Origin of the sequence: Methylobacterium sp. 4-46, from assembly GCF_000019365.1 — a bacterium.
Taxonomy (GTDB): domain Bacteria; phylum Pseudomonadota; class Alphaproteobacteria; order Rhizobiales; family Beijerinckiaceae; genus Methylobacterium.
Genome location: NC_010511.1, coordinates 4,538,761 through 4,555,089, shown reverse-complemented (window position 1 = coordinate 4,555,089; position 16,329 = coordinate 4,538,761). Strand labels below are relative to the sequence as shown.

At 68.9% G+C, this 16,329-nt stretch carries 28 protein-coding genes and 1 pseudogene; 13 read left to right on the top strand and 16 right to left on the bottom strand.

Translation table 11 applies throughout. The features are described from left to right. Positions 1 to 20: 20 nt before the first annotated feature. The 16 genes from M446_RS19645 to M446_RS19575 all read right to left on the bottom strand — a co-directional run bounded on the left by M446_RS19645 (position 21) and on the right by M446_RS19575 (position 8,787). The gene (locus M446_RS19645) at positions 21 to 902 is read right to left on the bottom strand and encodes a hypothetical protein (RefSeq protein WP_265576395.1); all 882 of its coding nucleotides are present in this window, start codon (positions 900 to 902) and stop codon (positions 21 to 23) included. Further along, entirely contained in the window at positions 899 to 1,354 is a 456-nt protein-coding gene (locus M446_RS19640) for a hypothetical protein (protein WP_012333850.1), read from the bottom strand. The genes M446_RS19645 and M446_RS19640 overlap by 4 nt, the downstream gene beginning before the upstream one ends. 235 nt (positions 1,355 to 1,589) lie before the next feature. Then, the gene (locus tag M446_RS19635; RefSeq protein WP_018261554.1) at positions 1,590 to 1,784 is read right to left on the bottom strand and encodes a hypothetical protein; all 195 of its coding nucleotides are present in this window, start codon (positions 1,782 to 1,784) and stop codon (positions 1,590 to 1,592) included. 53 nt (positions 1,785 to 1,837) lie between these two features. Continuing rightward, complete coding sequence (locus M446_RS19630; RefSeq protein ID WP_012333847.1) at positions 1,838 to 2,269, bottom strand: MucR family transcriptional regulator; 432 nt, start codon at positions 2,267 to 2,269, stop codon at positions 1,838 to 1,840. A gap of 61 nt (positions 2,270 to 2,330) precedes the next feature. Further along, entirely contained in the window at positions 2,331 to 3,380 is a 1,050-nt protein-coding gene (locus M446_RS19625; protein ID WP_012333846.1) for a hypothetical protein, read from the bottom strand. Continuing rightward, complete coding sequence (locus M446_RS19620; RefSeq protein ID WP_012333845.1) at positions 3,380 to 4,828, bottom strand: replicative DNA helicase; 1,449 nt, start codon at positions 4,826 to 4,828, stop codon at positions 3,380 to 3,382. The genes M446_RS19625 and M446_RS19620 overlap by 1 nt, the downstream gene beginning before the upstream one ends. After that, positions 4,825 to 5,013: a hypothetical protein gene (locus M446_RS19615; protein ID WP_012333844.1), complete on the bottom strand. Its 189-nt coding sequence runs from the start codon at positions 5,011 to 5,013 to the stop codon at positions 4,825 to 4,827. The genes M446_RS19620 and M446_RS19615 overlap by 4 nt, the downstream gene beginning before the upstream one ends. A gap of 2 nt (positions 5,014 to 5,015) precedes the next feature. Further along, on the bottom strand, positions 5,016 to 5,258 hold the full coding sequence (locus M446_RS19610) for a hypothetical protein (protein WP_012333843.1): 243 nt from the start codon (positions 5,256 to 5,258) through the stop codon (positions 5,016 to 5,018). Positions 5,259 to 5,262: 4 nt separating this feature from the next. Next, on the bottom strand, positions 5,263 to 5,844 hold the full coding sequence (locus M446_RS19605) for an MT-A70 family methyltransferase (protein WP_012333842.1): 582 nt from the start codon (positions 5,842 to 5,844) through the stop codon (positions 5,263 to 5,265). Next, a complete protein-coding gene (locus tag M446_RS19600) occupies positions 5,841 to 6,134 on the bottom strand; it encodes a hypothetical protein (protein WP_012333841.1) in 294 nt (97 codons plus the stop codon). Before M446_RS19600 ends, M446_RS19605 begins: the two co-directional genes overlap by 4 nt. Beyond that, positions 6,131 to 6,643 carry a hypothetical protein gene (locus M446_RS19595; protein WP_012333840.1) on the bottom strand — a complete coding sequence of 171 codons (513 nt, stop codon included), beginning with the start codon at positions 6,641 to 6,643 and terminating at the stop codon, positions 6,131 to 6,133. The genes M446_RS19600 and M446_RS19595 overlap by 4 nt, the downstream gene beginning before the upstream one ends. Before the next feature lie 9 nt (positions 6,644 to 6,652). Beyond that, positions 6,653 to 7,039 (bottom strand): hypothetical protein, encoded by a 387-nt coding sequence (locus tag M446_RS19590; RefSeq protein ID WP_012333839.1) that lies wholly within the window; start codon positions 7,037 to 7,039, stop codon positions 6,653 to 6,655. 42 nt (positions 7,040 to 7,081) lie between these two features. After that, positions 7,082 to 7,357, bottom strand: coding sequence for a hypothetical protein (locus M446_RS19585; protein WP_012333838.1), 276 nt, complete (start codon positions 7,355 to 7,357; stop codon positions 7,082 to 7,084). Continuing rightward, entirely contained in the window at positions 7,350 to 7,763 is a 414-nt protein-coding gene (locus M446_RS19580) for a hypothetical protein (protein WP_018261559.1), read from the bottom strand. Before M446_RS19580 ends, M446_RS19585 begins: the two co-directional genes overlap by 8 nt. Before the next feature lie 585 nt (positions 7,764 to 8,348). Continuing rightward, positions 8,349 to 8,498: a hypothetical protein gene (locus tag M446_RS38225; RefSeq protein ID WP_012333836.1), complete on the bottom strand. Its 150-nt coding sequence runs from the start codon at positions 8,496 to 8,498 to the stop codon at positions 8,349 to 8,351. A gap of 1 nt (position 8,499) precedes the next feature. After that, complete coding sequence (locus tag M446_RS19575; RefSeq protein WP_012333835.1) at positions 8,500 to 8,787, bottom strand: hypothetical protein; 288 nt, start codon at positions 8,785 to 8,787, stop codon at positions 8,500 to 8,502. Positions 8,788 to 8,894: 107 nt separating this feature from the next. On the opposite strand from M446_RS19575, the gene M446_RS19570 reads away from it, so the two are divergent. The 13 genes and pseudogenes from M446_RS19570 to M446_RS19515 all read left to right on the top strand — a co-directional run bounded on the left by M446_RS19570 (position 8,895) and on the right by M446_RS19515 (position 16,205). Next, positions 8,895 to 9,173 (top strand): hypothetical protein, encoded by a 279-nt coding sequence (locus M446_RS19570; protein WP_265576394.1) that lies wholly within the window; start codon positions 8,895 to 8,897, stop codon positions 9,171 to 9,173. A 521-nt stretch (positions 9,174 to 9,694) separates the two neighbouring features. Then, positions 9,695 to 10,378: a helix-turn-helix transcriptional regulator gene (locus M446_RS35650; RefSeq protein WP_012333832.1), complete on the top strand. Its 684-nt coding sequence runs from the start codon at positions 9,695 to 9,697 to the stop codon at positions 10,376 to 10,378. Between the two features lie 82 nt (positions 10,379 to 10,460). Continuing rightward, positions 10,461 to 11,342 carry a DUF3800 domain-containing protein gene (locus tag M446_RS35645; RefSeq protein ID WP_012333831.1) on the top strand — a complete coding sequence of 294 codons (882 nt, stop codon included), beginning with the start codon at positions 10,461 to 10,463 and terminating at the stop codon, positions 11,340 to 11,342. A gap of 424 nt (positions 11,343 to 11,766) precedes the next feature. Next, positions 11,767 to 12,054 (top strand): hypothetical protein, encoded by a 288-nt coding sequence (locus M446_RS19555; RefSeq protein ID WP_012333830.1) that lies wholly within the window; start codon positions 11,767 to 11,769, stop codon positions 12,052 to 12,054. Continuing rightward, positions 12,051 to 12,449 (top strand): hypothetical protein, encoded by a 399-nt coding sequence (locus tag M446_RS19550; protein WP_012333829.1) that lies wholly within the window; start codon positions 12,051 to 12,053, stop codon positions 12,447 to 12,449. Before M446_RS19555 ends, M446_RS19550 begins: the two co-directional genes overlap by 4 nt. A 152-nt stretch (positions 12,450 to 12,601) precedes the next feature. Beyond that, on the top strand, positions 12,602 to 12,748 hold the full coding sequence (locus tag M446_RS39065) for a hypothetical protein (protein WP_265576393.1): 147 nt from the start codon (positions 12,602 to 12,604) through the stop codon (positions 12,746 to 12,748). 5 nt (positions 12,749 to 12,753) lie between these two features. Continuing rightward, positions 12,754 to 13,155, top strand: a complete 402-nt coding sequence (locus M446_RS19540; RefSeq protein WP_012333827.1) for a hypothetical protein — start codon at positions 12,754 to 12,756, stop codon at positions 13,153 to 13,155. A gap of 6 nt (positions 13,156 to 13,161) precedes the next feature. After that, on the top strand, positions 13,162 to 14,118 hold the full coding sequence (locus M446_RS19535; RefSeq protein WP_012333826.1) for a PD-(D/E)XK nuclease-like domain-containing protein: 957 nt from the start codon (positions 13,162 to 13,164) through the stop codon (positions 14,116 to 14,118). 19 nt (positions 14,119 to 14,137) lie between these two features. Beyond that, on the top strand, positions 14,138 to 15,076 hold the full coding sequence (locus M446_RS19530) for a recombinase RecT (RefSeq protein ID WP_012333825.1): 939 nt from the start codon (positions 14,138 to 14,140) through the stop codon (positions 15,074 to 15,076). Between the two features lie 3 nt (positions 15,077 to 15,079). Then, a pseudogene (locus tag M446_RS39060) lies at positions 15,080 to 15,184 on the top strand (transcriptional regulator); the annotation flags it as partial. A 231-nt stretch (positions 15,185 to 15,415) separates the two neighbouring features. Beyond that, positions 15,416 to 15,760, top strand: a complete 345-nt coding sequence (locus M446_RS19525; RefSeq protein WP_043701426.1) for a hypothetical protein — start codon at positions 15,416 to 15,418, stop codon at positions 15,758 to 15,760. Next, positions 15,760 to 15,966, top strand: a complete 207-nt coding sequence (locus tag M446_RS19520) for a hypothetical protein (RefSeq protein ID WP_012333823.1) — start codon at positions 15,760 to 15,762, stop codon at positions 15,964 to 15,966. Before M446_RS19525 ends, M446_RS19520 begins: the two co-directional genes overlap by 1 nt. After that, complete coding sequence (locus M446_RS19515) at positions 15,963 to 16,205, top strand: hypothetical protein (protein WP_012333822.1); 243 nt, start codon at positions 15,963 to 15,965, stop codon at positions 16,203 to 16,205. The genes M446_RS19520 and M446_RS19515 overlap by 4 nt, the downstream gene beginning before the upstream one ends. Positions 16,206 to 16,329 lie beyond the last annotated feature (124 nt).

Below are 16,329 nucleotides of genomic sequence, written 5' to 3'. Positions count from 1 at the left end.
GGCGCGGGCCTCGGGGCACATCAACGCGGCCCCCCGTCGTCCAGCATCCCCTCGCGCCGGGCGAGCCGGAAAAGGTACTGGCGGCGCTTCTCAGCGACGGCCGTGCTCTGACCGGCGAACTCGACCCTCACGTGCGCGAAGAGGATCGCCCTCACGATCCCCCGCAGGCTCTCGCCGCGACGGCGCTGGGAAAGGGCGGCACGGATCCGGTCCCAAAGTTCAGGCGGGGCTTCGGTGGTGGCCGGGTCGAGGACGGGAGCGGCCGCAGGCTCACGAGGAGCCTGCGGCACCCCCTGCCCTGCCGGCGCGCGAGCGAGGGCGGCTTCTGTCTCCGCGAGACGCTCGGCGCCTTCCTGGGCCTTACGGGCATCTATCACGTGGGCGGGGATCGGCACGTCGTCGCGACACAGGCCGGCGGCAATCAGCAGCGAGCCCCGACGACGGCGCGTCTTCTCGGTATTGATGTTCCGCCCAAGGCGTTTGCAGGCGCCGCTGAAGCTCCGGCGCTGCTCGACGCACTCGCACCAAAGCTGCAGCGCCCGGGCCTCGGGCTCCCTGTCGACGTAGAGCGACAGCCACGAGAGCGCGGCCTCGACGAACGATACCTGCTCCGCTGTCACCCGACCGCGGGCGACGGCATCGGAGCTCATCACCGGCCAGAACCCACGGTCGCTGCGTGGGCCGATCCGGCCGCCGATCGCGCGCAGGATTTCGTGCGCGTGCTCCAGCGCGAAATCGACATCGGCACTGTCCCACCCGCGGGTCGGGTGATCCAGCATGTGGACGGCGAGCCATGCCCGGCCGATCGGATCCTCAAGCAGGTGCTGGGGCACGCGGCGGGCCGCCACAAGGGCGGCCCTGGCGTCGAGGGGGAGCGCAAGGCGGGTCACGGCATGCTTCATGACCGCCCCCGGGTCGCGGCCCGCGCCTCAAGGAGCGACAGGTAACCGGGCAGGTCTGAGCCCGCCGGGTTCGGTTCGTAGAGGATGGTGGCGCCGAGCCCCTGCAGGACGGCGCGCGTCTCGTGGAGGATCCGGCGGAAATAGTCGGTGCGATCCTGCAAGCGCCGCCCCTTGAACAACAGTTCGATGGCCCGGCTACGGTCAACCGGGCGTGGGGAAGCTTTGATCAGGATCACGAGGAGCTTGGCCTGGAGAGGGGAGACACGCGCGGCCTCAGCGCCGACCGAGACGAGGCCGGACCGCGTGTCGACGGTGATGCGCCGGCCGGACGGCATTTTCGCCCGGCGGACGAGGCGGCGGGACGGTCGCGCGGTGCCGGCCCCTGCCGGCCCGGACCGGTCCGGGGCTTCACGTGCGGCGCACGTCAAGGGCATGGCGGCCGGTGCGTTCACCGTGAGCGCCTCCGCAGCACCCGTGCTTCGGTGATCGCGTTCGCAACGATTGTTTCGGCCGCGAACACGACTCGCCCATTGCCGCCGCACTCGTTGCGGCCCCGGCGAAAGCGCTCGAGATCGAGAATCGGCGGTGGTTTGCCCTCACAGTAGGACGAGCACCACGCACCGTTGCCGACGAGACAGGGGTCGTGGAGGGCGGTCCCGCGCTGGCGGGTCCTCTCAGTGTGGGCCTTCACGCCACCCTCCCCTGCACTTCAAGGAAGGTCGGGTCGGCGATCTGCGCCGCGCGCTCGGCCGGCTCCAGGGCCTTGCGCTGGGCCGCCGTCTCGATCTCCTCGGGTCGGATCAGTCCCTCCGGCACGGCCTTCCGGTCGTCCTTGCGGTGCTTCTTCGCCCGGGTCCGCTGCTTGCGTGAGGGTCGGCTCATGTCGCATCCCGCCAGGTGGATCAAGGCCGGCACCGCAGCGCCGGCCGGGTTCGTTACGCCGCCTCGGTCCCATCCACGAGCCGCGGCGCCGCCTTGCGTCCGAGCCCAAGCACTTTGGCGAGCTCGGACCGGGCCGCCGAGTAGGACGCGCAGGTCATCGGGTAGTCGGCCGGCAGGCCCCATTTCGCGCGGTAGGCCTCGGGGGTCAGCCCGCGCGAATTCAGGTGCCGTTTCAGCGACTTGTAGGGCTTGCCGTCCTCCAGGCTGAAGATCGCGTCCGGGGTCACGGTCTTGCGGATCGGCACCGGCGGGACGGGCCTCCCGGCCTCGGGTGCCGGCGCCGGGGCCGTGAGCGCTACCAGCGCCGCGTGGGTGTCGCGGATCAGCCCCGGCAGGTCGGCCGGCCGGATGGGGTTGTGGGCGACGTAGGCGGCGACCGTCTGGGCGGTCAGGGCGACGAGGTCTCGGGTCTTGAGGTCGGGCATCGGGGATCTCCGGGTGGGGCGGCACGGCGGCCGCGGGTGGCCCGCGGGGCGGGATTCGGGATCAGGCGGCCTCGGTGAGCAGCAGGCGGGCGGGGATGCGGCAGCCGGGGCGGCCAGGCGCCGGGCCGACGAGGTGCTCGATCCAGGCTGTCGGGTCGGCTCGAAACTTCTCGACGAACACCCTCAGCACGGCCTCGCCGTAGGCGCCGTAGGGCGAACCGAGGTCGATCATCTCCTCCGGCCTCGGCGGCGCGGGCGGCTTCGGCGAAAGGCCCTGCGCAGTGCGGGCGGAGCGCTGCGCCATCACCCGCTCGGCGACGGCGTTGGCGAGCAGCGGCCAGGTGCGGATTGGCGTGCGGCGGCAGGCGACTTCGCGCAGTGCCGGCACGATCTCGGACTCGAGGTCGAGGCCCTCCCGGACGAGCTGCACTACGGGCCGGGCGTCGGCCTCGACGCGCAGACCCCAGGTCTCGGGCAGCACCTCGCGGCAGCGGCCGGCGATCCGGTCGAAGCCCGCGGCGGTGTCGCACTCTCGGGTCGGCGTGGCCGGCCGGCTGGCGGGTGGCGGGGCGGCGTGACCGTGATCGGGCTCGGCAGGCGGCTGGCGCCGCGCATCGGCGGGTTGCGGGCCCGGCACCGGGGGTGCCACGGCGTTGAGCGTCCGACCCTCGCGCGGGGGGTGTGCGCCATTGGCCGCCGCCTTAAGATCCTTTCCCTTCCTATCCTCTCCCTTCCCTTCCCTTCCTACGCCGAACGTTCGACGTCCATTCGGCGAATGACCGTCTGGCGGTTCGGGCGTTCGGGGATCCTGCGGCCGATCGATCTTCTGATGATGCCACCCCGTGATGGCTAGAAACTCTTCATCGTCAACAACATAGACGCTGACGAGGTCGTTCGCCGCCAATTCGTCGATCATTCGACGAACGTCCGCAGCCGTGAAATCGTCGGACGGGTAGATCTGCGCCTTGATGCGCTTCGGCGAGAGCGCCATCCGGCCGGCGTCGTCGGCGAAGTTCCAGAGGCCGATGAACAGGAGGCGAGCGTTCGGCGAACACTCCATCACCTGGGCGGAGGTCCAGAACTCCGGCTTGATCGTGCGAATGCGAGCCATCAGGCCGGCCCCCTGGCGTGAGATGCGATGGTGGAGGAGGCGACGTCGACCCACAGGTCGAGCGTGGGCGTCGGCCCCATGCGGTTCTTACCCAGCGCCATCTCGAGCGCGTTGCGCTTCTCGATGAATCGGGCGCCGATCTCGGGATCGGAGGAGGCCTTGAGCTTCTTCTCGAGGTAGTAGGCCTCGCGGTAGAGGAAGAGGACGACGTCGGCATCCTGTTCGAGCTCGCCGGAATCGCGCAGGTCGGCGAGCGACGGGCGGCGATCGGCGCGTCCCTCAGCCTCGACGCCGCGGTTCAGCTGCGTGAGCAGCACCACGCAGATGTCCTCGGCCTTGGCGAGCGTTTTCAGGCCGCCGGAGATCTCGCCGATCTCGAGCACGCGGTTGCTCTTGTAGCGGTCGGTCGTCTTGATGAACTTGAGATAGTCGATGAACACCACGCCGAGCCGCTGGCCGACACGCTCCAGGCGCTTCTTCTGCGCCTTCACCGAGGCGGCGATCTGAGCGAGCGATATGCTGGGCTCGCACTCGATCCGCAGGTGCAGCCGGTCCAACCGCTTCTGCGCATCGCGCAACCGCCACATGTCCTCGTCGTCGAGGTCGACGGCGTGCATGATCGCGCCGAAGGTCAGCGGCTTGTGCGAGGCGTAGGCGAGGTCCGCGAAGTACCGCGCCATCATCTGGTCGCGGGTGACCTCCAGCTGGAACACCAGCACCCCGTCGTTGCGCGCGGCGTAGCGCGACAGCGCGGTCATCGAGACCGTCTTGCCCATGCCCGGGCGACCAGCGAGGAGCCAGAGCTGGCCGCGTCCGAAGCCGCCCGCCGTGGCGCGGTCGAGGTCTGGGATCCCGGTCGAGATGGCCGGAACCGCCAGCTGGCCGGCCCGCATTGCCTCGATGCGCTCCAGCATCCACGCGGCGCCCTCCCCGGCCGACATGCCGGCGAGGTGGGCCTTCGGCGATGCGGCGCGCGCGTCGAGAAGGTCGCCCTCGATCCCGTCGATGATCTCGTCGGAGGTGACCTCGGCGCCGCTGAAGCGGGCGCGCTCCTGCAGCCGATGCGCGGCCCTGATTAGGTCGCGACGCGTGGCGAGCGAGCGGATGATCTGCGCGTAGCCGGGCGCACCCGATACTGTGGTCGCTTCCGCGGCGAGCCGGGCGAGGTACTCGCCCACCGTCAGTCCGCCGAGGTCGGCGTCGCCTAGGTAGGGCTTCAGCGTGATCGGGCTGGCCTGCAGCCCTGCGCCGACCATCGCCGCGATCTGCTGGAAGATCGTGGCGTGCTCCGGCACGAAGAAGTGCTCGGGGGCGACGAGCGCCGTGACGAGCGACAGCGCATCGTTGTTGTTCAAGATGGCGCCGAGCAGGGCCTGCTCGGTCTCCACGCTGTGCGGCAGCGTCTCATCGAGGGCCGGCGCCGCGAAGGGAACGACGCGTCCGCTCATCGGCGCCCCCGCTCGCACTCAAGCTGCCGGCTCAGCGCCACCCAGGCGTCGTAGGCCTCGACGGCGGTGCGCATGTCGCTGAGGCGCCCCGTGCCGCGCGCGATCAGGAGCGCGGACCGGAAGGCCTCGAACGCAACGATCTCGCGTTGGTCGGGTGGGGGACGGAGGTGGACCAGGTCACCCATGATCAGCGAGCCTCCCGGTCGTAGGCGGCCAGGATCCGCTCCTGCTGGCGCGGCTGCAGGCCTTCGAGGAATGCGAGCGCCTGGGCGTGCCGCTCGCGATTGAAGGGATCGCCGAGCGCCCGCGCGGCGGCCGCCGCGTCCGGCACGGCGCCGATCGCGTGCGTCAGCCGGAAGGCGTCCTCGCCGCGGCGGAACACGCCGATGATCGCGGGAGAGAAGACGGGGAGGCTGCGGAAGCTCGCCATGGCGCTACTCCGCGGCCTGCACGGCCGGCGGGTCGAAGAGTCCTGCCTCCGCGCCCCAGGCCTCCCATCCGGCCCGCGTCTCCCGGGAGAACAGGTCTGCCCGCCGCGTCGCGCCGGTCGCCAGCGCCTCGGCCGCTTCGTACGGCTGGTCGGGCTTGCGGCTTTGCTCCCGGGCAGGCGCCACGATGACGGTGCGGACATCGCGCGCCGTGCGGGGCCGCCCGAACTTGCCGATCAGGAAGGGCTCGGAGGCCGAGCGCAGCACGTAGCCGGTGCCAAACGCGAGCTTGCCGCCGGGGGTGGTCTTCACCCACACGCCGGAGGTGGTGAAGGAGAAGCCCCAGGCCGCCATGACGGCGAGAGCTTGCGGCAGCATCGGATGCGTCGCCCAGAGCCACAGAAGCGCGTCCTGCCGGGCGAGGTGCGCCACCGGCAGAGCCTTGATCGCGTCGAGCGACATGCAGCCGTACTGCGCCTGCGCGCTCTTCGCCTCGCCCTTCGCCGACCGCAGGGAGAAGGCCCAAGGCGGATCGCCCATGATCAGGTCGAACGACAGGGGCGGCAGAGGGTCGAACGGCCAGCTCATGACCGCCCCCGCGCCCGCCACGCCGGCACCGGCTGCGGCCCGAGCAGATCCGCGCCCATCATGACCGTGCACGGCACGATGACGCCCGCCGCCTCCGCCGCCTGCACCCGCTCGATCGACACGGCGCGCTCGGCCGGCACGCCGGGCGGCGGCTCGGGCGGGGACGGCCACACGAAGCCGATTCCGGCGCGCCCGGCCTTCGCGACGAGCAGGTAGCCCGCGGCCGCCAGGCGCCGCAGGCAGGGCCCCTCCTCGGCCGGGGTGAGCGGGTGGAGGCGGGCGGCGATCATGCGGCCCTCCCCGCCCCGAGCGGACCGAGCTGGAAGCGACCAGCATGCTGCGGCGCGAGCTGGTGCACTGCGCAGGCCCACAGACCCAGCGCGTCAGCCGCGTTGTCGTCCTTCGGCGCCCAGCCCTGTCGCTCCGCCGCGGCGATCATCGCCGCCTTGTCGGCGCGGCCGCTGCCGGCGAAGAACTTCTTCACCGACTGCAGGTGGTGCTCCATCACGCGCACCTGCCGCAGCCGGCAGGCGAACTCGGTGTGCCAGGCGAGGCCGTAGAGCTTGCGCGCCGCCGCGAGCGAGGTGGTGCCGCTCATCACCGGCGCCTCGAAGACGACCACGCCGGGATCCTCCAGCGTGATCATGTCGAGGAGCCAGGTGTTGAAGGCGTCGGCGAAGCGGCCGATGTCCTCGCCCGTCGAGGGAAGGACCTTCGTCCCGTAGGTCGGCTCGGACCCGGGCGCGCCGCAGGCCCAGCCGCAGCGCGTCGCGAGGTCGAGGGCCAGGATCTTGCGCATCGGCCGGCCTCAGTGCACCGGCTCGGCCGTTTTCATCCCCTTAAGCCGCTCGACGTTCTCGGCGGCCTGCTTCGCGCCCGGATCCGCCGAAGCCCGCGGCGGCTCGTCGAACATGTCGGCCTGGGCGTTCAGCCCGAGCTTCTCGCGGTAGTCGTCGAACGCGCGCAGGTAGTCGGCCCGGGCGGCCTCGTCCATCTTCCGCAGAGCGATCATCTGCTTGAAGGCCTTGCGGTGGACGCCGTGCGCCTCCTCCGCATCCTTGATGGCGGCGCCGAGCTCGCCCCGGCACTCGTCCATCTCGCCCTTGATGCCCTCGCACTTGCGCACGAGCGAATCGAGGACCTTCGGATTGATGCCGGTGTCCCCCCGACTCGCCTTGCCCATCTTCTCGGCCACAGCACTGCTCCACGTTGGGCGGCGCCGGGCCGCCGAGGTTAGTCAGGGATCGGTGAGGGCATCGACGGGCAGGGCCGCGCAGCCGGCCGCCATTTCGGCGGCTTCCGCCCGCGCCCGCGCGCACTGCTGCGCGAGGTGCTCGACGGCCCAGAGCGGAAGGCGCCAGTCCTCGCCGAGCCGCGGGGCGGCCACCGCCAGCACGACGGCGCCGGCCTCGGCTCCGAGCGACACGGTCGCGGTGCCGCCGGCGGTGGTGATCCTCAGGCCGGCGCCGACGGCCCCGACATCGGCGAGCGGGATGGCGGCGAGGTCAGTCACGGCTCATCGCCCCCGCGGGTCGACGCGGTCCGGCCGCCTCTCGCGCTCCCAGAGCCTCGGCCACCACTCCCGCGGGATCGGGATCAGCCGCACCAGCAGCAGAGCGAGCCGCCACAACAACAGGGTGGCGAGGCCCGGTGATCGCCGCGGTGATCTCGATGTCATGCTGGAGCGCCTGAAGCTGACGGTGCCGGGCGGTCTCGTAGGCGGCGGCGAGCGACACGTAGACGTCCGCCCAGATCCGCTTCGGGGCGCGGTAGCGGAGCGACCACACCGAGCCGTAGTTGACGCCCGCAAGCCGCGCGACGCGGCGGAGGGCGTTGTCCGTGTCGCCCGGCCCGCGGCTCTCCCACTGGACCATGCGGTCCAGCCAAGTCCGGGCTTCTGCGACCTGCGCAGTCGACATTGGCCTAACCCGTGAACATGTTTTGCACATCTGCAAATCCGTTCCTGTTCATCTTGGAACAGGTGAGAGGAGCTTGTAGATGGAGGTGGATCGGATACGCAGATACTACGGCGCGACCGGCTTTGCTTGCCGGCTGATGACGGTCGCGCAGGAACAGCAGATCCCGCTGGGAGACATGCAGGCTCGACCAGCGGGGCGCCTCGGCCGCGCTTCGGGCCGGCCGGAGCGGGCGAGCGTGGAAATCGGTCCCAAGAAGCCCCCTCTCCCGGTTGAGAGAGGGGGCAGTCGCTGGGACGACGCCCAAGGAGGGCAGTGCTCCGCCCGGGGAGTTGCATGCCGGGCAGGGCTTCGCAGCGCCGGCCATGCCAGCGCGAAAGGTCGAACCAAGATCGCAGGAGTCGGCGGTGTTGCGCCCGGTCCGGAGCGGATAGGGGCCGGTCGCTGCCGGACCGGGCGCACCGCCGGATGGGCCAGGATTGCTGGACCGGCGATTCATGGTGGCGACGGCAATGCCCGCCACGCCGCGGACGCGCAGGTGCGCATATCCAGCTGGCGTGAGGCTGGCCCCATTGTGAGCGGCGGCAGTCATGGCGCCACCCGGAACAGGATCACGCTCGGCCCGTGCCGCTCGACCGGGACGACCATCTCGGGCCGGACGGCCATGACGAACCAGCCGAGCGCAGCGAACACGACGATGTGGGCGGCGAGGATGGGCGGGAGGTCGGAGGCGCGCATGTCAGGGCACCTCGACGAGGCGCGGGCGGTCGCCGTCGGCGGAGAGCCTCCGCTCGCCGGGCGCGTGGACGGCGGCCATGCCGCGGAGCGGACGGGGACCGGGACGGATGCCGTGCGAGAGCGGCGCGCCGTCGCCGGGGCCGGTCGCGAGCGCGGCGATCAGCTGCGCCTTCTGCTCAGGCGTGAGCACGACCGTGGCGGCGGGGCCTGCCTCGGGGATGGCGAGGACCGGCGTGTTGCCGGCCCAGGAGAGTCGGATGGGTCCGATGTCCTGCACTGGGCGGGTCATGCGGCGTCTCCCTTGCGGGTGGCCTGAGATGACGCGAGCATAGTCAGGTGAGGGGCCGGGTAGCGGCCCGGCCCCTCTCGCAACTGCCCATGCCGAGGGAGGCGATCATGAGCGGCCGCGAAGTGGATTCGGAGATGGCGCGAGGATCGCTCATCGCGATCCGCAGTCTTCTGCAGACACTTCTTTCCAAGATAGGACGCGAGCAGGGCGAGGCGGCCCTGAGGCGCCTCCGCACTGCAACGGACGAGCGAGTAGACGCCGCAATTCATCGGATGTCCTGCGAGGATCGCGACTGGCGGGAGGCCGAGGTCACCAAACAGGTCTCGTCGGACGCCGAGGGGTTCCTCGACGACACGTTCGGGGCGGCGTTCGATTCCTTGCTGTAGCGCCGGGGCCCGAGGTCGCGGACACGGCCAGTCTCCAGGCAGGTGCCTGGGCGCCCGCCGGCGGAGCGAATTCGGTCGATCTCTGCGATCATGAACGACCGGGTGGCATCGGCGGCAGCCTGACGCTCGGCCTTGCGCGCCTCAATGCGCGCATCGATCCGCCGGTCCAGCCAAGCGAGTAGGAGGCGAGCGATCACGGCCGCGCCTCCGCCAGTTCGGGGGTGGTGGGAGCTGCGCGAACGCGCCTCTGTGCGGCAATGCTCGCGAGGCGTTCCAGCGTCACCCCGCCGACCCCACGAACGCGGGCGCCACGCACCCACGCATCCCAGTACTCGGGAGCCACGGAATCCCGCTTCCGCATCTGCTTAGCGGTGTTCTCGTGAACGCCAATGTCAGCAGCAAACTCGCTGAGGCCATAAGCGACGATGAGGGCACGGAAGCTATCCATGCTCACTGGGTACCATAAGTACCCATTCGATAGCAAGACGAAACGTACCCAGCATCCAGGGTACGAGTTGTTCATGGATGCAACCGACCGAGCCTCCCGACTCAAATCAGCACGCGAGCGCGCTGGGTTCGACAGCCCTCGAGCTGCCGCAAAGCACTTCCGCTGGAATGAAAACACATATAAGTCACGGGAGGGCGGTATTCGCGACTACGGAGTCGAAGAGGCGAAAGAATACGGTCGCGCCTTCAATATTTCCTGGATATGGCTTGTCAGCGGCGAAGGCGGCCTGCAACGCACCAGTCGAGTGCGCATTGAAGGCATGATCGGAGCCGGCGGTGAGATCGACACCAACGTGGCGCAGTACTTCAACGACGAGCTAGCGGTTGTAGAGGTTGACTATCCATTGCCTGACGACGTGGCGGCTTACGAGGTGCTCGGCAACTCTATGCTGCCAAAGTACGACCCAGGCGACGTGATCTTGGTACGGAAGATGGCTGTGCCCGTCGAGATGGTGCTCGGCGACGTGGCGCTCGTCGTAACGGCGGACTGGAAGCGGTACCTGAAACGGGTACTGCGCGGCAGTACGACAGACACCTATGATCTGGAGAGCTTTAACGCGCCGACTATGAAAGACGTCCGCATCCGCGAAGTCGGGATGATTCACCTTATAGTACCGGGAAAGCAAGTTCAGCGCGTGCCTAATGGCAAAGAAATAGAAAGAAGGACAAAGCAGAAGCCAATGAGGGCAGCCGAATGAATAGAAAATTCTTGAATGGGAATTGGGCATCCAGACAACCCGGGCGTAGTGCTTTCCGAGGCGGCATTATGCCGAATTTAGAATGGATTTTGAGAGCCCAGAGCACTCCTATCGTTATGTAGCATTCATAGATGAGGCCGGCGACGATGGGTTGAGATCAGTCCGACCTATTGATCCCGACGGTGGCACAGAGTGGTTCATATTATCGGCGGTTCTGATCCGTGCCGACTGTGAAGCTTCACCTCCGCTTTGGGTCCGCCATATTCTAAGTCAGCTTGATTTTACCGGGCAAAGAGACCTGCATTTTAACCGACTGCGCTCGGATAGGGATAGAGAAACCGTTTGTAAGAACATTGCTGATTTGCCGGCGCGCTTGTTTATAGTTGCATGCAACAAGAAAAACATACGCCAGCATACAAATCAAAGGGCTGGAAAAATCCCTTCCAGGAACTGGTTCTATTGCTGGGCATCTCGTCTGTTGCTAGAAAGAGTTACTGCTTATTGTGGGCTGCGCAATCTAAAAGAGGACACTCCTCGGGCCAAAGTCAAATTTGTGTTCTCAGAGAGTCATAGAATGTCTTACAGCCAGTTCAGAGCATATCTGCATTGGCTGAGGCTTCAGAGTATCGGAAAATCTTTATATCTTGACAGGGGAGATTTAGACTGGAGCGTCGTAGATATAGATCTTGTTGAGTCTTACCCTCATAAAACCCGCGCGGGCCTCATGCTTGCTGACGTCGTGGCAAGCGCGTTTTTTCAAAGCGTCACTCCAAAGCCGGACGGCTCCTGTAGGCCGGAGTATGCAAAGTTATTGAAGCCAAGAATGGCAATGCGCGACAACAGTATTGTAGACTTCGGTCTCAAGGTTATGCCTTATCCTCTATGGACTGCCGAATTAACGGAGGAACAGAAGGCAATATTCCGCTTCTACGGCTACAAAACGGAACCAGGTAGAAGGCGGTAGGCTCCTGGACCTGTGTTCCGGAAGGCGTAGAGCCAGCCATCCGAAGGGCTGACGTCCTCCCGGGTGCCGCGTGCGCGACCAGGCGCTCCAGCGAGCCTACCGAGATGCATTATTGGTGCTCGTGCGCGAGCGTCAATTCCAAATAGCTAGTGCAGAGACGCCGACATTCGCATCAGGTGCCAGGTCGCTAACCGTCTGAGACTGAAGAGGAAATCGCTCCGCGCGGTGTACCTTTTGAAGGCGTCAATGCACTAGGTGGCGTCCGGCCAAGCACGCCATCCACGAGAGTTTGGCCGTGGGTGTCGTGTCGGTCACATGTGACGACAACCAGTACGGCCAGGTTGGGTACAAATCGTACTTGACACGCTGGGTACGCTAAGTACCTTGTGTCCATCGCCTCTCCCCGAAGCGATGGAGACCCGCAGTGCTCACCCGCCCCCAACCCGACCTGATCGCGATCCACGGCCGCGCCCTCACGAGCCGCGAGCGCGTCGCCCCCTGCCACCTCGACGAGCCGGCCTACCTGCGCACGCTGCGGGAGCGCCTGACCGAGTGGCCTGAGGACGACGAGCCGGCCAACGACCCGCTGCCCGTGGCGCGGGAGCGGGACTGGCTCCGGATGGCGCTCCTGGTGCTCGCCATCGCGATGCTGATCCTGTTCGTGGCGGCGAGCGGCCTGCGGGCCGGCCGGATCGATGGGGGCGTGCTGTGACGCGCGAACCCGCCCGCACCTACCTGGTGCACTTCCGCGACAACACCGGTCTCGGCTGGATCGAGGAGACGCTCGTCGACAACGGGCTCACCGCGGCCGCAGCCTTCCTCTCCGACGAGCGCTCCTACGCCGTGCTCGAGGAGGTCTACGAGATCGACCTCGCCGACCCGCTTGCGCCAGTCGCCCGCAATATGACGGCGCCCGTGCTCGGCCGGGTGGTCGATATGATCGATCAGGACGACGAGCGCAACGAGCTGCCGGCCGGGCTGCAGGAGGCGGCGCGGCGGCACGGAGTGAAGGCCTGCGCCGAGAATGCGCCGCGGGACTGCGGTGGCCTCGATTTCCTGGCCGAGGGTCGGGATGCGTACCACCTGCAGGTGCGGGGTGCGCTATGAGCCGCACCGCCTCCCAGGCCACCACCGCGGCCGTCCTCTACATGCTCGGCGCACCAGCGCCGTTCCGGCCGCTCTCAGAGAGCAGCCGGTGCATCGCGGTCGCCGGCGGGCGTCCTCGTATTCAAGTCCTCTGGGGTGGCCCGGGTCATGAAGTGGACGACGTCGCTCTCGCGCGGGTGATCAGCCGGATCCTCAACGAGGCCGCGGGCGAGAGCATGACCGCGCTCGAATACGAGGAGGCCGTGCGGGCCGAGACCGCGCATTTCCTGCGCCGCGTGGGCGCCCGGGCGGCGGAGTGAGCGCGATGGCAATCCCGGTCGATGTGGCCCTGGTGCGGGGCGATGTGATCCTGGTGCGGGCAGTCGTCGGGTACGGCCATCCGGCGGGTAGCCGAGACCCGATTCTCGCGAGGGTCGAGGGCGGCCACGCCGACGTCATCGTCGATCGATCGGCCGCCGATCTCGCCGAGACGAAGCTCGCGATCGGCGACGAGGTGGCCGTCCCGGACTTCATCCACGACCGGCGCGGGATCGTCCGCGCGATCGACGGCGACGAGGTCTGGGTGCGCTGGACCGACAACGGCGGCGCCACGGCGAGTCTGGTCGAGAGCCGGCGGATGCTCGAGCGCACTCGCACCCGGGAGCAGGTCGAGGCCGATGAGCCGCGTCCGGTCGAAGCGGCGCCGGGCTCGCAGGCGGCGGAGTGAACGGCGATGCTCCTCCCCGACAGCGCCGCCGCGCCGGCCCCGACCGCCGTCTCCTTCGAGGACGGGATCTACTTCGGCCTCGACGAGGCCCACTATCACGCGGACCCGGCCCTCGGCTCCTCCGACCTGAAGCGCCTCGCCGCCGAGCCCGCGGACTACTGGTTCGGCTCGGTGCTCAACCCGAACCGGCCCGCCGACGAGCCAACCCCGTCGCAGATCATCGGCCGCGCGGTGCACAAGCTGGTGCTGGAGGGGCAGCAGTCCTTCGCCGCCCGCTTCGTGCGCCGACCCGACGATCTCGCCCGCCTCGACGCCAAGGCTCGCGCGAAGCTCGCGCCGAACGGTGAAGACGTGCTGCCTGGCGAGGACTTCGACCGGGTGCAGCAGGCCGCAGGCGCGGTGCTGGCAAACCCGCACCTCGCCGCCTCCTTCACGGGCGGCGCATCCGAGGTGTCCGTGTTCTGGACCGACGCCGTGGACGGCGAGCAGGTGCGCCGAAAGGCGCGGTTCGACTACCTCAAGCCCCGTGCGGTGGTCGATCTCAAGAGCACCCGCCCGAGCCGCCCGACGTCGTTCCAGGCGAACTGCCTGCGCGCCATGGCCGAGTATGGCTACCCGGTCCAGGCCGCGGCCTACCTGCAGGCCCGCGCGCAACTGGCGGGCCTCGTCGCCGAGGGACGCGTGCACGGCGACCGTGACCCGGCCTGGCTCGCCCGGGTCGTGGCCGCGACGAGCTACGCCTTCGTCTTCGTCTTCTGGTCGACGGGTGACGCCCCGCTGACCTGGGGCGTCACGCTCTCGCCGGGCAACGAGGTGGTCGCGGTCGCCGAGAAGACGATCGATGCCGCCCTGTGGGCCTTCGTCCAGGCCCGCCGCACGCACGGACTCGACGCGCCGTGGATCGACCACGCGCCGCTCGCCGAGATCGACCTCTCCGACATGCCGGGCTGGTGGGCCCGCTGAACCCCGACAGGAGGACTCCATGGCTGCATCCACGGCTGTCGCTGAGCGACCGCACAACGCCAACCCGCTCGTCGTGGTGCGCGAGCAGATCCAGAGCCGGGAGGCCGAGTTCGCCGCGGCCCTGCCGGCACACATCCCGGTCGAGCGCTTCAAGCGCGTGCTTCTCACTGCTGTCCAGAACAACCCGGACCTCCTGAAGCTGGAGCGGCGGTCGTTCTTCAACGCCGCGATGCGAGCAGCGCAGGATGGTCTGCTGCCGGACGGGCGCGAGGGTGCGATCGTCGAGTTCAGCGGCCGTGCGCAGTGGATGCCGATGATCGCCGGCATCCGTAAGAAGGTCCGCAACTCGGGCGAGATCGCGACCTGGGAAGCGAACGTCGTCTTCGAGAACGACCACTTCGAGTATCAGCTCGGCGATGAACCGAAGATCGTCCACGTGCCGGTGCTGGTGAACCGCGGCAAGCCGGTCGCCGCCTACTCCATCGCGGTATTGAAGAGCGGCGAGCGCTCCCGCGAGGTGATGACCGTTGAGGAAATCGAGAAGGTCCGGAAGGTCAGCCGCGCGAAGAGCGGCGGGCCGTGGTCGCAGTGGTGGGAGGAGATGGCACGCAAGACAGTGGCGCGCCGGCACAGCAAGGTCCTGCCGCTGTCGTCGGACCTCGACGACCTGATGCGGCGCGACGACGAGCTCTACGATTTCAACCGGCGGCGCGAGCAGCAAGATGGTCAGGTGACCGGGATCTTCCAGCCGGTCGCCAACCCGCTCGCCGACACGATCGAACACCAGCCTGGCGAGTCCGGCGAGACGGTCGCCGCCGATCTCGAGGAGGAGGCGCAGGGCACCGACGAGGACGAGGCCGGGGATAAGCCGGGCGCTGCGCAGCCCGATCCCGCCGACGACTTCCCGGGCAACGACGCGATCGCCGCAGGCCGCCGGTCGGCGAGGCGGGAGGGCTGAGCGATGCACTCCAACATCCCTCTCCGCTCGCTCGGCGAGCGCATCAGCCACCGCCGTCGCCGCATCGGCGTCACTCAGGCCGAGCTCGCCGCCGCCGTCTGCCTCGGCCCCAAGGCGATCTCTGCTATCGAGCGCGGCGGCCGCGCGCCTGGCCCCCCTGCTCCCGCGCCTCGCCGAAGCGCTCGGGCTTCACCCGCGGGACCTGACCGCCGCCGACGCCGTGATCGCGCCGGCCGGCGAGGAGCACGATCTCCTCATCGCCTACCGCGCGCTGCCGGACGAGGGCCGGGCCTACGTCCGTGGCCTCGTGGTCGAAGCTGCCGCCGGGAGGATCGCCCGATGATCCGGCTCACCGACGCGCTCGCGGATTTCGACCTCGGCGCTCTCGGGCGCGACCTGCAGACGGCCTCGCTCCACCAAGACCGCTGCCGGCGCCACGCCGAGCGGATCGCGATCCCGGCGGACTGCCCGGAGACCCGGCGAGCTGCGGCGAACATCGACGTCACCGTTGCGGCTTTGAGCTCGGCGGAGCGGCTCGTCGCACTGCTCGGACGGTTCCTGGCGGATGAAGGGTCGGGCCGACCGCAAGCGGTGAAGGCGGCCCGGGCGACGCCACTCGCCATGCGCCGGCCCGGCTCGGTGCTGGGGCCGATGGTCGTTATGCAGAGCGCGGAGGGGCGGTGATGGTCGGGACCATCCTCGTCGCCGTGATCGGCTACGGTCTTGCCGCAGTCTGCCTGTGCCTGGGCGCGTCCTTTTTCCTGGAGGCCACGAAGGACACAAGACCGCGCGGCGAGCGGATCGGCGCGCTCGTTTGCACCTTCCCCGCGCTGGTCGCGGCGCTCGTCTTCGCGGGCATCACCCGGTGGCTGCTCGGGGGTGCGCTGTGAGCGCCGCCAGCATCTACCACGACCGCACCGGCGAGGACCCCGCGCAGGGCAGCGCCATCCAGGTCAGCACATACGGCGGCGAGGTTACCCTCGAACTCGGCGTGATGCGCAACTTCGGGTCGATGTCGGCCGACGCCTGGGCGGCGCTCAGCCCCGCCGAGGCGCGCGAGCTGGCGGACAACCTGCGGCGGGCGGCGAGTTGGGCCGAGGCGTGCGCGCCTTCGGAGGACTCGGTATGAGCCTCCGCGTCACCGTCCCGTTCGACCCATACCTGATCGGCAACGGCCGCTGGTGCTCCTGCTGCTTCCCAGGCGGGCCCCCGGTCGTCTTCATCCGCCGCCGCTCGCGCCGCGGCTGCAACGA

Coding starts and splice junctions, on each gene's coding strand:
- M446_RS19645 (WP_265576395.1), bottom strand. CDS start 902: ATGAAGCATGCCGTGACCCGCCTTGCGCTCCCCCTCGACGCCAGGGCC.
- M446_RS19635 (WP_018261554.1), bottom strand. CDS start 1,784: ATGAGCCGACCCTCACGCAAGCAGCGGACCCGGGCGAAGAAGCACCGC.
- M446_RS19630 (WP_012333847.1), bottom strand. CDS start 2,269: ATGCCCGACCTCAAGACCCGAGACCTCGTCGCCCTGACCGCCCAGACG.
- M446_RS19625 (WP_012333846.1), bottom strand. CDS start 3,380: ATGGCTCGCATTCGCACGATCAAGCCGGAGTTCTGGACCTCCGCCCAG.
- M446_RS19620 (WP_012333845.1), bottom strand. CDS start 4,828: ATGAGCGGACGCGTCGTTCCCTTCGCGGCGCCGGCCCTCGATGAGACG.
- M446_RS19615 (WP_012333844.1), bottom strand. CDS start 5,013: ATGGGTGACCTGGTCCACCTCCGTCCCCCACCCGACCAACGCGAGATC.
- M446_RS19610 (WP_012333843.1), bottom strand. CDS start 5,258: ATGGCGAGCTTCCGCAGCCTCCCCGTCTTCTCTCCCGCGATCATCGGC.
- M446_RS19605 (WP_012333842.1), bottom strand. CDS start 5,844: ATGAGCTGGCCGTTCGACCCTCTGCCGCCCCTGTCGTTCGACCTGATC.
- M446_RS19600 (WP_012333841.1), bottom strand. CDS start 6,134: ATGATCGCCGCCCGCCTCCACCCGCTCACCCCGGCCGAGGAGGGGCCC.
- M446_RS19595 (WP_012333840.1), bottom strand. CDS start 6,643: ATGCGCAAGATCCTGGCCCTCGACCTCGCGACGCGCTGCGGCTGGGCC.
- M446_RS19580 (WP_018261559.1), bottom strand. CDS start 7,763: ATGTCGACTGCGCAGGTCGCAGAAGCCCGGACTTGGCTGGACCGCATG.
- M446_RS38225 (WP_012333836.1), bottom strand. CDS start 8,498: ATGCGCGCCTCCGACCTCCCGCCCATCCTCGCCGCCCACATCGTCGTG.
- M446_RS19575 (WP_012333835.1), bottom strand. CDS start 8,787: ATGACCCGCCCAGTGCAGGACATCGGACCCATCCGACTCTCCTGGGCC.
- M446_RS19570 (WP_265576394.1), top strand. CDS start 8,895: ATGAGCGGCCGCGAAGTGGATTCGGAGATGGCGCGAGGATCGCTCATC.
- M446_RS35650 (WP_012333832.1), top strand. CDS start 9,695: ATGGATGCAACCGACCGAGCCTCCCGACTCAAATCAGCACGCGAGCGC.
- M446_RS35645 (WP_012333831.1), top strand. CDS start 10,461: ATGGATTTTGAGAGCCCAGAGCACTCCTATCGTTATGTAGCATTCATA.
- M446_RS19540 (WP_012333827.1), top strand. CDS start 12,754: ATGGCAATCCCGGTCGATGTGGCCCTGGTGCGGGGCGATGTGATCCTG.
- M446_RS19535 (WP_012333826.1), top strand. CDS start 13,162: ATGCTCCTCCCCGACAGCGCCGCCGCGCCGGCCCCGACCGCCGTCTCC.
- M446_RS19530 (WP_012333825.1), top strand. CDS start 14,138: ATGGCTGCATCCACGGCTGTCGCTGAGCGACCGCACAACGCCAACCCG.
- M446_RS19525 (WP_043701426.1), top strand. CDS start 15,416: ATGATCCGGCTCACCGACGCGCTCGCGGATTTCGACCTCGGCGCTCTC.
- M446_RS19520 (WP_012333823.1), top strand. CDS start 15,760: ATGGTCGGGACCATCCTCGTCGCCGTGATCGGCTACGGTCTTGCCGCA.